The following is a 12715-nucleotide window of genomic DNA, read 5'->3' as shown; positions in this document are numbered from 1 at the left end:
CGAAGGAGGCGCCATGTCGCTCGCGGTCATCCAGATGGTCAGTGGTGATGATCTGGCGAAAAATCTGGCGACGGCCAGGGCGCTTCTTGAAGATGCCGTTGGCCGAGGCGTGAAGCTTGCAGTCCTGCCGGAAAATTTTGCAGCAATGGGGCGGCGAGATGCTCAGCGTATCGGCGAGGCCGAAGCGTCGGGGGAAGGGCCTATCGTGCGATGGTTAGCCGAGACCGCTCAAGCATTGGGCGTATGGTTGGTCGGGGGCACGCTGCCCTTACCACCCGATGATGACCCCAAGGGTAAGGTCCGCGCCTGTTCGTTGCTGCTCGACGAGCGCGGGCGGCGGGTCGCGCGGTACGACAAACTGCACTTGTTCGATGTGGATGTTGCCGATGCACGCGGGCGTTACCGGGAGTCTGACGATTTTGCCTTCGGCGATCACATCGTCGTGGTGGACACGCCGGTAGGGCGCTTGGGGATGACAGTTTGCTACGACTTACGCTTCCCGGAGTTGTACAGTGCACTCCGTAACGCCGGAGCTGAGCTGATCAGCGTGCCATCGGCCTTCACGTCGGTAACCGGCAAGGCGCATTGGGAAGTCTTGGTACGTGCGCGTGCGGTCGAGACGCAGTGCTACCTGCTCGCAGCCGCGCAAGGCGGAACGCATCCAGGCCCTCGCGAGACCCATGGCCATTCCATGATCGTCGACCCCTGGGGTACGGTTATCACTGAACATGACCTGGGCGAAGCCATCTTGGTCGCGGACCGGGATTCGGTTCAACAGCAATCCATTCGCGCGCGCATGCCTGTCGTATGCCACCAACGTTTCAAGGCGACGTTAGCGTCGCGATATGTCATCGAATCGGAGAAAACATGAGCGACATGCTGCAATCGGTCAGCGATCACCTGCTGGCACCTGGTGGACTGGATATCGATAGTCTGCCGTCATTCTTAGGAACGCTGGTCGGTCCTGGTATCGATGCGGGCGATCTGTATTTCCAAGGGCAGATATCGGAGTCCTGGTTGCTTGAGGATGGCATCGTCAAGGATGGCAGTTTCAATCTCGACCAAGGGGTCGGGGTGCGCGCGCTAGCGGGGGAGAAAACCGGCTTTGCCTACAGCAATGCCATTACTGCCGAGGCCCTGCATCAGGCGGCGCGTGCGGCACGCTCCATCGCGCAATCTGGTCAGCAAGGGTCGGTACAGGCGTTCGCCCGGGCCGAAACTGCGCCTTTGTACATTGCTGGCAATCCGCTGGATGTCTTGAGTCGTGCCGAAAAAGTCAGCCTGCTACAAAACGTGGACAAGGCCACCCGTGCTCTGGATCCGCGTATCAAGCAAGTCACAGTGAGCTTGGCTGGCGTATGGGAGCGCATCCTAGTCGCCTCCACTGACGGTGGGCTAGCGTCGGATATCCGCCCGCTGGTCCGTTTCAATGTCAGCGTGATCGTCGAGCAGAACGGTCGCCGTGAGCGTGGCGGGCACGGCGGCGGCGGGCGCACCGACTACCGTTACTTCCTGGAGCCGCTCGCCAATGGCGAAACCCGCGCGGTCAGCTATGCGCGTGAGGCATTGCGCCAGGCGCTGGTGAACCTCGAAGCCAAGGCTGCGCCGGCTGGAACGTTGCCGGTGGTATTGGGGCCCGGCTGGTCCGGCGTGTTGCTGCACGAGGCGGTCGGGCATGGGCTGGAGGGGGACTTCAATCGCAAGGGCAGTTCGGCCTACAGCGGGCGCGTGGGCGAAAAGGTCGCGTCCTCGCTGTGTACGATTGTGGACGATGGAACATTGCAGGACCGTCGCGGTTCGCTCAGTGTGGACGACGAAGGTACGCCGACGCAGTGCACGACCCTGATAGAGAACGGCGTTCTCAAGGGTTATATGCAGGACAAGCTGAACGCCCGATTGATGGGCGTCCCCGCGACGGGGAATGGTCGACGTGAGTCCTACGCCCACCTGACGATGCCGCGCATGACGAACACCTACATGCTGGCCGGTGAAAGCGATCCTGAAGAGATCATTCGTTCGGTCAAGAAAGGTATCTACTGCTCCAATCTCGGTGGCGGCCAAGTGGATATCACCAGCGGCAAATTCGTCTTTTCCACGAGCGAGGCCTACCTTATCGAGGACGGGCGTATCACGGCGCCGGTGAAGGGGGCGACCCTGATCGGCAATGGCCCGGAGGCAATGAGCCGTGTCTCGATGGTTGGCAACGATCTGCAACTGGATGGCGGCGTGGGCACTTGTGGCAAGGACGGCCAATCAGTGCCGGTAGGTGTCGGTCAGCCGACGCTGAAAATTGACGCGATTACCGTGGGTGGCACTGGCGCGTGATATGCGCGAGTGAGGCGCGCGCCGCCGAGAGCGCTGCGCCCTTCAAGCAGTGGGATCGCTCAGAGCAGCCCGCGTTGGCGCTCATCGACCTCGCGAATGTATTTGAAGATCTTACGCGTGGCGGTCGGCGGGCGATTGTGTGCGGTTTCGTGTTGGGCGTGGCGGATGAGCCCGCGCAGATGTTGTCGATCGGTTTCTGGGTACTGGGCGACGAACGCTTCGAGCGTCTCGTCGTCGCCCGCGACCAAACGATCGCGCCAGCGCTCGAGGGCATGAAAGCGCTCGTTGTACTCGCGAGTCGAGCTGTCAAGCTGATCGACGATGGCGAGAATACCCTCGACGTCCTGATCCCGCATGAGCTTGCCCAGGTATTGGATATGACGCTTACGGGCAATGTGCGTCTTGTGCTTCGGGGCCGCTTCCAGGGCGCGGCGCATGTCGTCGCTGAGCGGCAAGCGTTCCTGCATCTCAGGTTTGAGCGTGGTGAGACGTTCGCCCAAAGCCTGCAGGGCATGAAGCTCGCGTTTGATCTGGGATTTACTCTTCTCTTCGGAGAAGTCGTCGAAAGATTCAGCCATGGGGCGTTCCGGGTTGAAAAACGCCGCCATGATAACCAGTCGAACCTCGCTTGTCCGGTCCGCCCGGCAGCGACGGCTGTCCAGCGCAACGCGAAGCGGCGCGGACGTCAAACAAGGTATAGGAGAGCATATGAGTGCTACAGATGAAGTCGTGGGCCCGCAGGCCTTGCCGGCACTGAAGGAACGCGTCGAGCGCATTCTCGCTGAGGCCAAGCGCCAGGGGGCAACGGCCTGCGAGGTGTCTGTGTCCGTGGAGCAAGGGTTGTCGACGACCGTTCGCCAACGGGAGGTCGAGACGGTCGAGTTCAACCGCGACCAGGGTTTTGGCATCACGTTGTATGTCGGCCAGCGCAAGGGCTCGGCAAGCACTTCGGCAAGCGGTGACGCGGCGATACAGGAAACGGTCGCGGCCGCATTGGCGATCGCCAAACATGCTTCGGAAGACGATTGCGCGGGGCTTGCCGACGCAGCGCTCATGGCGAAGGCCGACGCACTACCGGATCTGGACGCCTACCATCCATGGGCAATTTCGCCAGAGAGCGCTATCGAACAGGCGCTGCGATGCGAAGCGGCGGCGTTCGAGGTTAATCCACAAGCGCTTCGAGCTGACGGAACCAGCCTGAGCACGCATCAGGGCTGCCGCATCTACGGCAACAGTCATGGGTTCGTGGGTGGCTGGGCGTCCACTCGGCACAGTTTGAGCTGCGTGATGATTGGCGAGCGGGAAGGCCAGATGCAGCGCGATTACTGGTATGACGTGAGTCGCAGCGCATCCTCGCTGGCAACGCCGGAGTCGATTGGGCGCCGCGCGGCAGAGCGCACCTTGAGCCGTCTCGGTGCGCGTCCGGTCCCGACCTGCGACGTACCCGTGCTTTATGCGCCGGAGCTTGCCAGCGGACTTTTTGGTCATTTCCTGGCGGCCATCTCCGGCGGCAGCCTTTATCGGCAATCGTCGTTTCTTCAGGACTCACTGGGTCAGCGACTCTTTCCTGCCTGGTTGAATCTGGACGAACGTCCCCATATTCCACACGCGCTCGGGAGCGCGACGTTCGATGGCGATGGCCTAGCGACCTATGCCAAGCCGTTCGTGGAAGGTGGGGACATCGTTTCCTACGTGCTCAGCACGTATTCGGGGCGTAAGTTGGGCATGCCCAGCACGGCAAACGCAGGCGGCGTGCATAACCTGTTCGTCAGTCACGGAGAGGAAGACCAGCAGGCGCTGATTCGACGGATGGGGCGCGGACTGCTCGTCACTGAACTGATGGGGCAGGGGCTCAACCTGGTGACGGGCGATTATTCTCGCGGGGCGGGTGGCTACTGGATTGAGAACGGTGAGATTCAATTCCCCGTTCAGGAAGTCACTATTGCTGGCAATCTCCGAGACATGCTCGGCGGCATCGTAGCGGTGGGCCGTGACGTGGATACGCGAGGGAATATCCGTACAGGCTCGGTGCTGATCGATCGCATGACCGTGGCTGGTTCCTGAACGCGGCGTGCCTTGCGGGACTGCCGCGAACGTGAGCATAGCGAAGCGATGTAGCGTCTCGTCCTCCGGTAATCCATCGACAGACTGAAATGGGCAGGATGCAATCTTGTGCTGGTTCTCTTTCGCGAATAATATCGATTATCAATTCGATAGCGGAGGTCTCATGGACAGCCAGCGCAAGAAGCCATCACTGGACCATTGGCATTGGTTGAGAACCCGCGTCAGATGCGCGCTGCCTTTTTCCCATGGCGAAGATCTGATCTTTGCGCGCTTGAACGTCGAAACCGAAGCCATGGTCCATTGCGGGCAGCTTGATGCGTGGTTTGCGCATGAGGCGAATTTCAGACTGCTTCATGAGACCGCGTTGGATCTCGCTTTGCCTTTCGCTTGGCGTCAGCAGTGCCTAAGCCGCGCGTGCAGGCCGATCGATGTGCTGGAACAGCTGGCGCGCGATGCTGCGCATCGCCAGCGTGTCTCAGCGCTGAGCCGGCGTCTCGCAATGACGCAGTTGGAGCAATCCTTACCGCTCTATTCGCGCCATGAGGCGCGTCACCACCGCCAGTGGCGCCCCTGACATGAGCGCAGCTGCCCTTGATTCCTCGGCGCAACGTTGGATCACCCTGATCGAGCAGGGTAACCGGCTTTTCCGGGACCAGCGCCTAGAAGAGGCCTGTGAGGTGTATCTCGGTGCGCTTGCCTGGGTCCAGTCTTCGTTACTGGAGTGGAGAGATCAGGACGGCGCCTTCGCGGCGTTCGTCATCACGCATCACAATCTGGCCGACCTGCATATCAGTCTAGAGCAGCCTGAAAAAGCGTCCGAATATCTATGTGCCTGCCATGCCGAACTGACTCAGCATTGTTGCAGCCCTGTGTTATCGCCTGCGCAGCACCAGGCAGCCCTGCGTCATTCCAATCGAAGCTATGCTGCATTGTTGGAATTCGTCAGAGATTGGGGCACCTATCCGCCCATAGAGCGTCTCTTGAATAGGAGGATCGCTCACGAGGGGTTAGATTTCGTGCAGGATTCTGGACATTCGTATCACTGAAAGGAGAAGAAAATGGCTTACCAACTGCCTGATTTGCCTTACGCCTATGACGCACTCGAGCCGCACATCGATGCGCAAACGATGGAAATCCACTACACCAAGCATCATCAGACCTACGTCAATAACCTTAACGCCGCACTGGAAGGTGACGCGTTGGCTGACCTACCAGTCGAGCAGTTGATGCGCCGCATCAAGGACGTCCCCGAATCCAAGCGCGATGCGGTGACCAACAACGGTGGTGGCCATGCGAACCACTCGCTGTTCTGGACGGTGATGACGCCTAACGGCGGTGGTGATCCTCAGGGTGACGTTGGCAAGGCAATCAGCGAGCAACTGGGTGGTTATGAGGCGTTCAAAGAAGCATTCACCAAAGCGGCGCTAACCCGTTTCGGCAGCGGCTGGGCCTGGCTGAGCGTGACGCCGGAGAAAAAGCTGGTCGTTGAAAGCACCGGCAACCAGGACAGCCCGCTGATGAACGGGAATACGCCGATCTTGGGCCTCGATGTCTGGGAGCACGCGTACTACCTGCGCTATCAGAACCGTCGGCCTGAGTACATCGGTGCGTTCTACAACGTCATCAATTGGCCTGAAGTCGAGCGCCGCTACAAGGCCGCTATTGCCGGCTGAACGGACCGCATCACACCGTAGTCGAAACAGGACAACGTTTCCCCTAGGTGCCCATGCTGACCACAACCCATTCCCAGCTGCGTATTTTCAGTTTAGTCAGTCTGTTTGGGTTGCTGGTTGGCGCTGTCGTTGCCTTCGAGTGGTTGCCCACTTCGATGGCAACGGATTGGCCGCCGGCAATCAGACATGCACTCCGGGACGGCTTGCTGTGTGCCCTGGGCACTGCTCTGGGGGCGTTGCCGGTTCTTTTCATCCGTAGCATCTCGCAGCGCACCGAAGACCTGATGATGGGTTTCGGAGGCGGTGTGATGCTCGCTGCCACTGTGTTTTCTCTTCTAACACCCGCCATCGGCGCGGCTCAAGAGCAGGGTTACGGCGACTGGAGCGCCAGCCTCCTAACGGCGACCGGTGTCGTCTTGGGCATGGTCGGTTTGCTGTGCTACGACCGTATTCTTCCTAACGCGTCTCCGGCGCCACGCTCAGTATCCGAACGCGGCGTGCTGGATCGAAGTGTCATTCTTTTTGTGACGGCAATCGTGCTGCACAACATCCCCGAAGGCATGGCCGTTGGCGTTGCCACCGGCGGCGGGCTGCAGGGGTCTGATAGCTTAGCGCTGGGCATCGCGCTACAGGACGCACCTGAAGGCATGATCGTCGCGTTGGTATTGTTCGGTGCCGGTGTCAGCCGTTCCAAAGCGGTATTGATTGGTGCAGCCTCAGGCCTGGTAGAGCCAGTGTTCGCAGTGATCTGCGCGTGGCTGGTCGGAGTCTCGACCGTGGTATTGCCCTGGGGATTGTCACTGGCTGCAGGCGCGATGTTGTTTGCGGTCATTCACGAAATCATTCCGCGATCGCAGCGCAATGGCCATGACATGGTTGCAAGCCTGGGACTCGTTGCGGGTTTTTGCCTGATGATGGTGCTCGATACCGCCCTGGCGTAGTGGCGAATCACTCGCCTTCGTCGAAGCGGTTTTCGATCAGTGCCACAAGCGCGTCCATTGCTTTCTCCGCATCCTGGCCTTCAGTTTTTAGATGCAATGTCGTGCCCTGGCCTGCGGCAAGCATCATGACGGCCATGATGCTCTTGCCGTCGACGGTTTGATCGGCGGACCGGCCTAAGCCGATATCGCAGGAATAGCAGCTGGCGACGCCCACGAATTTGGCGGCGGCGCGTGCATGCAGGCCAAGCTTGTTGATGATGGTGATTTCGCGAGCCGGCATTGCCAATTCCTTAAGTCAGATCTCGATGGCGGATCTGCACGTTTTTCAAAGTATCTTTCAATACGGCGCCCAGGCGCTCCGCAAGGTATACGGATCGGTGGTGTCCGCCCGTGCATCCGATTGCAACGGTCGCGTATGCGCGATTACTCGCAGCGAAGCGAGGCAACCATTTCGACAAGTAGGCCTGGATGTCCTGGTACATCTCTTCGACGTCCGGTTGCGCCTGAAGGTAATCCACAACCGGTTGATCGAGGCCGGAGTAATCGCGTAGCTCGGGTTTCCAGTATGGATTGGGAAGGCAGCGGACATCGAACACTAAGTCCGCATCGACGGGCATACCGCGTTTGAAGCCGAAGGACTCGATTAAGAAGGCCGTACCAGGTTCCGGCGTGTTCAGCAGTCGGACCTTGATGAGGTCGCGCAGTTGATACAGGTTGAGTTGCGTCGTATCGACCTTCAGGTCGGCCAGCTCGATGATGGGCGCGAGCAGTTTGCGTTCGTCATCGATGGCCTCTGCCAGCGAGCGCGTTTCGCTGGTCAATGGATGGCGGCGCCGGGTTTCCGAAAAACGCTTGAACAGCGTCTCGTCCTCGGCGTCGAGGAATAGCAGGTCGCACTGAATATAACGGGCTTTTACTTCCGCGAGCAGTTCAGGGAAGCGTTTGAGCTGGCTCGGTAGATTCCGCGCGTCAATGGATACCGCGACTTGGGGGTGCAGCAGCTCGGTATGGAGCAGGGCGCGCTCAGCGAGCTCCGGGAGCAGCCCGGCTGGCAGATTGTCGATGCAGTAAAAACCGTTGTCCTCGAGTACATCGAGTGCCGTGCTCTTGCCCGATCCCGATCGACCACTGACGATAATCAGTCGCATGACACCATCCTGCTTCCGGTGGAGAGTTGATGCGAGGGCTGTTGCGTCATGGGCGATCGTCTTCCACGTTACTGCTCGCGTTGAATCTCGATGACTTTCTCGTACAGCGCTTCGCTGTCCGGGGCTTTACGAAGTTGTTCGCGCACGCTGGCGCGGTCGAGCAGGCTTGCGATTTGTCGTAGCAACTGCAAGTGCTCCTCAGTGGCCGAGTCTGGAACCAGCAGAACGAACAACAGATCCACGGGGGCGCCATCGAGGGCATCGAAATCGACGGCTGTCTGTAACTTCAATACCGCCGCGATAGGGGTACGGCAGGCGTTCAGGCGGCAGTGAGGGATTGCGATACCGTTGCCGAAGCCGGTCGAACCGAGCTTCTCGCGCGCGACCAGACTCTCGAAGATCTGCTGGGCATCCATATCAGGAACATCTTGCGCAACGAGCTTGGCGATCTGTTCGAGGACGCGCTTCTTGCTGCCACCCGGAGCGTTGGCAAGCACGCGTCCGGGGGTCAGTATGTTTTCAAGTCGGATCATGATGAATGCGATGTATCAGCGGGCATAAAGCCCTTGCTGACGATCGAGCTGCTTCTCTTTGTGTTTGATGAGTTGCCGGTCGAGCTTGTCGGCCAGCAGGTCAATAGCGGCATACATGTCAGTGTGTTCGGCGTTGGCGACGACTTCGCCTCCAGCGATGTGAAGTGTGGCTTCTATTTTTTGCTTGAGTTTTTCTACCTGCATGATCACCTGTACGTTAGTGATCTTGTCGAAGTGACGCTCCAGTCGCCCTAATTTCTCCCCGATGTACTCACGGAGGGGGTCGGTGACGTCCAGCTGATGCCCACTTATATTGACTTGCATACCGCGTTCTCCTTGTTGCCTATGCGACGCAGTGAACGATCGCTCGATCACCGCGGAAACACTTCGGCTTTCGGTTCTTGCGGCTGGCCGACGACGTATGTTTGTTATTCATGTCGGTCGCAGTCCAAGAGCCTGGCAACGCGTTACATCAGTCGCTTGCGTTCGCTTGAAGGAGCAATCCCTAACGACTCGCGGTATTTCGCGACGGTGCGGCGCGCTACCTGGATACCCTGTTCTTCCAGTAAACCAGCGATCTTACTGTCGCTCAATGGCTTTTTCGCATTTTCAGCGGCCACTAATTTCTTGATGATCGCGCGAATCGCGGTGGAGGAGCATTCGCCGCCCTCGGCCGTACTGACGTGGCTCGAGAAAAAGTACTTCAGCTCGTAAATGCCGCGCGGTGTATGCATGAACTTCTGCGTGGTCACGCGCGAAATCGTCGATTCGTGCATGCCTACGGCTTCGGCAATGTCGTGCAGCACCAGTGGCTTCATTGCTTCGTCGCCGTAGTCCAGAAAGCCGCGTTGGTGTTCCACGATCTGTGTGGCCACCTTCATCAGCGTCTCATTACGGCTCTGCAGGCTTTTGATGAACCAGCGGGCCTCTTGGAGCTGATTGCGCATGAAGGTGTTGTCCGCGCTCGAGTCTGCCCGACGAACGAAACCCGCATACTGCGGATTGACCCTCAGGCGCGGCATCGCTTCTTGGTTCAATTCCACCAGCCAGCGCTCGTTGTGTTTGCGAACGATGACGTCGGGGACCACGTACTCAGGCTCGCTGGCCTCTATCTGCGAGCCTGGGCGCGGGTTCAGCGACTGGATGAGCTCGATGACTTGCCGCAGTTCGTCTTCCTTCAGCTTCATGCGACGCATGAGGAGGCTGTAGTCGCGGCTGGCCAGAACGTCGAGATGGTCGTTCACCAAGCGCTGTGCTTCGGTAAGCCAGCGGGTATGAGAAGGGAGTTGCCGTAACTGTAGAGCGAGACATTCACGAAGGTCTCGCGCACCGACACCGGTCGGTTCGAACGACTGGATACGGCGCAGGACAACTTCCACTTCGTCCATTTCAATTTCGAGCTCAGGATCGAACCCGGCGGTGATGTCGGCCAGGTTTTCGTCAAGATAGCCCTGGTCGTTGATACAGTCGATCAGCGTCACTGCGATCAGGCGATCGGTGTCCGACATCGGCGCTAGGTTGAGTTGCCAGAGCAGGTGACTCTGCAGGCTTTCTCCTGCGGACGTTCGCGCCGAGAAATCCCATTCATCGTCATCGTTGCTGGGAAGGTTGCTGGCGCTTGTCTGGTAGATATCTTCCCAAGCGGTGTCGACAGGAAGCTCGTTGGGAATCCGCTCGCTCCAGTCACTTTCATCGAAGTTTTCTGCTTCGTTGTTCGTAGCGACGGAGGATTCCTGAAAACTATCTTGGTGAGTAGGCGCTGTGTCGCCTTTCTCGGCGGCATCCGCCATCTGATCGGACGTATCGAAATCTTCGCCGTCTTCCTGGCGCTCGAGCATGGGGTTGGAGTCGAGCGCTTCCTGAATCTCTTGTTGCAGGTCGAGGGTGGAAAGCTGGAGTAAGCGAATGGCCTGTTGCAACTGCGGTGTCATCGTCAGTTGCTGGCCCATCTTCAGGACTAGCGATGGTTTCATGACAGAGGATCGCACCTAGATTACTGACGCTTCAGCGTCCGTCCATTTCAGATCGCCAGTGCGGCGCATGCGTTAAGCAAATTATATGCCTGATTCCGTGGCGTTTGCCTACCCCCGTTTTGACGCAATTTCGTCGTTTATGACGCGTTAGGCCAGCTAAAACGCTGGTCGGCTACGTTTATCCGTGGGTGATAAACGAAAGCCGGTGCGATTACAGTCGGAATTCGTGCCCCAGGTACACCTCTTTGACCAAGTCATTGGCAAGGATGGTTTCGGCACTCCCCTCGGCTATTAATTGGCCGTCATTCACGATGTAGGCAATCTCGCAAATATCCAGCGTCTCCCGGACATTATGGTCGGTAATGAGAACACCAATGCCCTTGTCTCGCAGGTGATGAATGATTTGTTTGATATCGCCCACGGAGATGGGGTCGACCCCTGCGAACGGCTCATCCAGCAAGATGAATTTCGGTTCGGTCGCCAATGCGCGCGCGATTTCGACACGCCGTCTTTCGCCGCCCGACAAGCTCATGCCGAGGCTGTCGCGAATATGTGTGATATGGAATTCCTGCAGGAGGTTTTCCAGTGCTTGTTCCCGGCCTGCCTTGTCGAGATCGCTACGGGTTTCGAGGATGGCCATGATGTTGTTGGCCACGGTCAACTTGCGAAATATCGAGGCTTCCTGGGGCAGGTAGCCAATGCCTGATCGTGCGCGGCCATGCATGGGCTGGAAGCTGACGTCGAGGTCGTCGATTAGAACGCGACCCTGATCCGCGCGAACTAGACCGACGATCATGTAGAAACAGGTCGTCTTGCCCGCGCCGTTAGGGCCTAGGAGCCCGACGATTTGCCCGCTTTCGATGGACAGGCTGACATCGCGAACCACCTGGCGACTTTTGTAGCTCTTAGCGAGGTGCTGGGCTTTGAGTATGGCCATTAGCGAAACGGATCCTACTGCTGTTGCTCGGATTTCTTCTGAGGCTGGATGACCATGTCGATCCGGGGCCGCGGTGTCGTGATGGACGTGCCGTTCGCACGCCCAGCATTCACGATCTGGCGCTGGGTGTCATAGACGATCTTCTCGCCCTCGAACGTATTGCCCTGCTGAACGACTTTGGCTTGATCCGTCAGGGTGATGCGCTCGTTGGCGGAGAAATATTGAATCGTCAGCCCATAGGCCTTGACGATTGGGTCGCCTTCCTTGGGTTGTTGTTCGTAGTAGGCAGGCTTGCCGACAGAGGTAAATACATCGACCTCGCCACGTGCGTTCTGCGTGATGGTGACCGTATCGCCGGTGATTTTCATGGTGCCTTGGGTGATGACGACATCGCCCCGATACACCGCCACTTTCTTCTGGTCGTCGAGCTCGGCGCTGTCCGCTTGAACCCGGATGGGTTGATCGCGATCGCTGGGCAATGCCCAGGCACTGGCGCTGCCAAGCAGCGATGCGCTCAAGCCGAGCAATAAGGGGAATTTTTTAACGAGCCTCATGCTGGCCTCTTACGTTGGAGAGCAGGATCATCCTGCCTTCGTTCAAATACGCTTTCATGCCCTGGCCGGTCGTCACCCCGTTGGCGGCGTCGATTCTAACGGCTTGGTCGGTCTGAGCATATTCCCGATCAGGAAACACGGTGAGACGGGATGTTGTGAGAATAGAAGGGCGCCCTTGGGTATCGGTGCGCTCCACGCGCACGCTGTCGATGAGTTCGACCTGTTCGCCTTCTGGGCCGACTTCGCCACGTTCGCTGCGGATGTGCCAAGGGATATCTTCACCCCGGTACAACTCCATGCGTGGCTTGGTCAGGTAGGTAACATCCGTGCTCTGCACATGTTCGAGGTGGTCCGAATGCATGTCGTAGTCACGTTTGCCATCCTCCCTGAACTGCACGGCATGGACGGTTTCGGCGTAGAAGTCGATTGTTCGCTCATTCGAGGCGGGTGCGGCGGTCGACTGTAGAAAACTCTCCGGCCGGATATTCCAGTACCCAAGCGCAGCCAGGCCGAAAGCAATCAGCAGCAGGGGTAGCCATGTGCGTAGTTTCCCGACCATGTGTGCTC

16 protein-coding genes are annotated in these 12715 nt (G+C 58.6%); 7 read left to right on the top strand and 9 right to left on the bottom strand.

The window, feature by feature from the left end; genetic code table 11:
• Positions 1–13: 13 nt before the first annotated feature.
• Together IEY47_RS18765 and tldD are read left to right on the top strand one after the other, a co-directional pair.
• Positions 14–871 (top strand): carbon-nitrogen hydrolase family protein, encoded by an 858-nt coding sequence (locus IEY47_RS18765; RefSeq protein ID WP_188985542.1) that lies wholly within the window; start codon positions 14–16, stop codon positions 869–871.
• Positions 868–2325 carry a metalloprotease TldD gene (gene tldD, locus IEY47_RS18760; protein WP_188985540.1) on the top strand — a complete coding sequence of 486 codons (1458 nt, stop codon included), beginning with the start codon at positions 868–870 and terminating at the stop codon, positions 2323–2325. Before IEY47_RS18765 ends, tldD begins: the two co-directional genes overlap by 4 nt.
• Positions 2326–2384: 59 nt before the next feature.
• Here tldD and yjgA read toward each other — a convergent pair whose 3' ends face one another.
• Positions 2385–2903 (bottom strand): ribosome biogenesis factor YjgA, encoded by a 519-nt coding sequence (gene yjgA / locus IEY47_RS18755; RefSeq protein WP_188985538.1) that lies wholly within the window; start codon positions 2901–2903, stop codon positions 2385–2387.
• Positions 2904–3033: 130 nt separating this feature from the next.
• Between yjgA and pmbA the strand changes: the two genes are divergently transcribed.
• The 5 genes from pmbA to IEY47_RS18730 all read left to right on the top strand — a co-directional run bounded on the left by pmbA (position 3034) and on the right by IEY47_RS18730 (position 7003).
• The gene (pmbA, locus tag IEY47_RS18750; RefSeq protein ID WP_188985536.1) at positions 3034–4389 is read left to right on the top strand and encodes a metalloprotease PmbA; all 1356 of its coding nucleotides are present in this window, start codon (positions 3034–3036) and stop codon (positions 4387–4389) included.
• A 163-nt stretch (positions 4390–4552) separates the two neighbouring features.
• A complete protein-coding gene (locus tag IEY47_RS18745; protein WP_188985534.1) occupies positions 4553–4963 on the top strand; it encodes a FagA protein in 411 nt (136 codons plus the stop codon).
• A 1-nt stretch (position 4964) separates the two neighbouring features.
• Entirely contained in the window at positions 4965–5435 is a 471-nt protein-coding gene (locus IEY47_RS18740) for a DUF2753 family protein (protein WP_188985532.1), read from the top strand.
• A gap of 12 nt (positions 5436–5447) precedes the next feature.
• Complete coding sequence (locus IEY47_RS18735; protein WP_188985530.1) at positions 5448–6062, top strand: superoxide dismutase; 615 nt, start codon at positions 5448–5450, stop codon at positions 6060–6062.
• 53 nt (positions 6063–6115) lie between these two features.
• A complete protein-coding gene (locus IEY47_RS18730; protein ID WP_188985528.1) occupies positions 6116–7003 on the top strand; it encodes a ZIP family metal transporter in 888 nt (295 codons plus the stop codon).
• Between the two features lie 7 nt (positions 7004–7010).
• Here the strand turns inward: IEY47_RS18730 and IEY47_RS18725 are convergent, their stop codons facing one another.
• From IEY47_RS18725 to lptC, 8 genes are all read right to left on the bottom strand, one after another.
• Positions 7011–7283, bottom strand: a complete 273-nt coding sequence (locus tag IEY47_RS18725) for an HPr family phosphocarrier protein (RefSeq protein WP_188985526.1) — start codon at positions 7281–7283, stop codon at positions 7011–7013.
• A gap of 10 nt (positions 7284–7293) precedes the next feature.
• Positions 7294–8151: an RNase adapter RapZ gene (gene rapZ, locus IEY47_RS18720; RefSeq protein WP_188985524.1), complete on the bottom strand. Its 858-nt coding sequence runs from the start codon at positions 8149–8151 to the stop codon at positions 7294–7296.
• A 68-nt stretch (positions 8152–8219) separates the two neighbouring features.
• Positions 8220–8684: a PTS IIA-like nitrogen regulatory protein PtsN gene (ptsN, locus tag IEY47_RS18715; RefSeq protein WP_188985522.1), complete on the bottom strand. Its 465-nt coding sequence runs from the start codon at positions 8682–8684 to the stop codon at positions 8220–8222.
• Between the two features lie 15 nt (positions 8685–8699).
• Positions 8700–9008: a ribosome hibernation-promoting factor, HPF/YfiA family gene (gene hpf / locus IEY47_RS18710; protein WP_188985520.1), complete on the bottom strand. Its 309-nt coding sequence runs from the start codon at positions 9006–9008 to the stop codon at positions 8700–8702.
• A gap of 143 nt (positions 9009–9151) precedes the next feature.
• Positions 9152–10657, bottom strand: coding sequence for an RNA polymerase factor sigma-54 (locus tag IEY47_RS18705; protein WP_188985518.1), 1506 nt, complete (start codon positions 10655–10657; stop codon positions 9152–9154).
• Positions 10658–10868: 211 nt separating this feature from the next.
• The gene (gene lptB / locus IEY47_RS18700; RefSeq protein WP_188985516.1) at positions 10869–11594 is read right to left on the bottom strand and encodes an LPS export ABC transporter ATP-binding protein; all 726 of its coding nucleotides are present in this window, start codon (positions 11592–11594) and stop codon (positions 10869–10871) included.
• A 14-nt stretch (positions 11595–11608) separates the two neighbouring features.
• On the bottom strand, positions 11609–12148 hold the full coding sequence (lptA, locus tag IEY47_RS18695; protein ID WP_188985514.1) for a lipopolysaccharide transport periplasmic protein LptA: 540 nt from the start codon (positions 12146–12148) through the stop codon (positions 11609–11611).
• Entirely contained in the window at positions 12135–12707 is a 573-nt protein-coding gene (lptC, locus tag IEY47_RS18690) for an LPS export ABC transporter periplasmic protein LptC (protein ID WP_188985512.1), read from the bottom strand. Before lptC ends, lptA begins: the two co-directional genes overlap by 14 nt.
• Positions 12708–12715: the final 8 nt, after the last annotated feature.

Source organism: Pseudomonas matsuisoli (assembly GCF_014647635.1).
Lineage (GTDB): Bacteria > Pseudomonadota > Gammaproteobacteria > Pseudomonadales > Pseudomonadaceae > Pseudomonas_P > Pseudomonas_P matsuisoli.
The sequence above is the reverse complement of the archived record's forward strand: the minus strand, read 5'-3'. Positions and strand labels throughout refer to the sequence as shown.

Excerpts from the sequence above, each read along its gene's own strand:
- IEY47_RS18745 (WP_188985534.1), top strand. The coding sequence starts at position 4,553 with ATGGACAGCCAGCGCAAGAAGCCATCACTGGACCATTGGCATTGGTTG.
- lptA (WP_188985514.1), bottom strand. The coding sequence starts at position 12,148 with ATGAGGCTCGTTAAAAAATTCCCCTTATTGCTCGGCTTGAGCGCATCG.
- IEY47_RS18740 (WP_188985532.1), top strand. The coding sequence starts at position 4,965 with ATGAGCGCAGCTGCCCTTGATTCCTCGGCGCAACGTTGGATCACCCTG.
- tldD (WP_188985540.1), top strand. The coding sequence starts at position 868 with ATGAGCGACATGCTGCAATCGGTCAGCGATCACCTGCTGGCACCTGGT.
- rapZ (WP_188985524.1), bottom strand. The coding sequence starts at position 8,151 with ATGCGACTGATTATCGTCAGTGGTCGATCGGGATCGGGCAAGAGCACG.
- lptC (WP_188985512.1), bottom strand. The coding sequence starts at position 12,707 with ATGGTCGGGAAACTACGCACATGGCTACCCCTGCTGCTGATTGCTTTC.
- ptsN (WP_188985522.1), bottom strand. The coding sequence starts at position 8,684 with ATGATCCGACTTGAAAACATACTGACCCCCGGACGCGTGCTTGCCAAC.
- yjgA (WP_188985538.1), bottom strand. The coding sequence starts at position 2,903 with ATGGCTGAATCTTTCGACGACTTCTCCGAAGAGAAGAGTAAATCCCAG.
- hpf (WP_188985520.1), bottom strand. The coding sequence starts at position 9,008 with ATGCAAGTCAATATAAGTGGGCATCAGCTGGACGTCACCGACCCCCTC.
- IEY47_RS18725 (WP_188985526.1), bottom strand. The coding sequence starts at position 7,283 with ATGCCGGCTCGCGAAATCACCATCATCAACAAGCTTGGCCTGCATGCA.
- IEY47_RS18765 (WP_188985542.1), top strand. The coding sequence starts at position 14 with ATGTCGCTCGCGGTCATCCAGATGGTCAGTGGTGATGATCTGGCGAAA.
- IEY47_RS18735 (WP_188985530.1), top strand. The coding sequence starts at position 5,448 with ATGGCTTACCAACTGCCTGATTTGCCTTACGCCTATGACGCACTCGAG.
- IEY47_RS18705 (WP_188985518.1), bottom strand. The coding sequence starts at position 10,657 with ATGAAACCATCGCTAGTCCTGAAGATGGGCCAGCAACTGACGATGACA.
- IEY47_RS18730 (WP_188985528.1), top strand. The coding sequence starts at position 6,116 with ATGCTGACCACAACCCATTCCCAGCTGCGTATTTTCAGTTTAGTCAGT.
- pmbA (WP_188985536.1), top strand. The coding sequence starts at position 3,034 with ATGAGTGCTACAGATGAAGTCGTGGGCCCGCAGGCCTTGCCGGCACTG.
- lptB (WP_188985516.1), bottom strand. The coding sequence starts at position 11,594 with ATGGCCATACTCAAAGCCCAGCACCTCGCTAAGAGCTACAAAAGTCGC.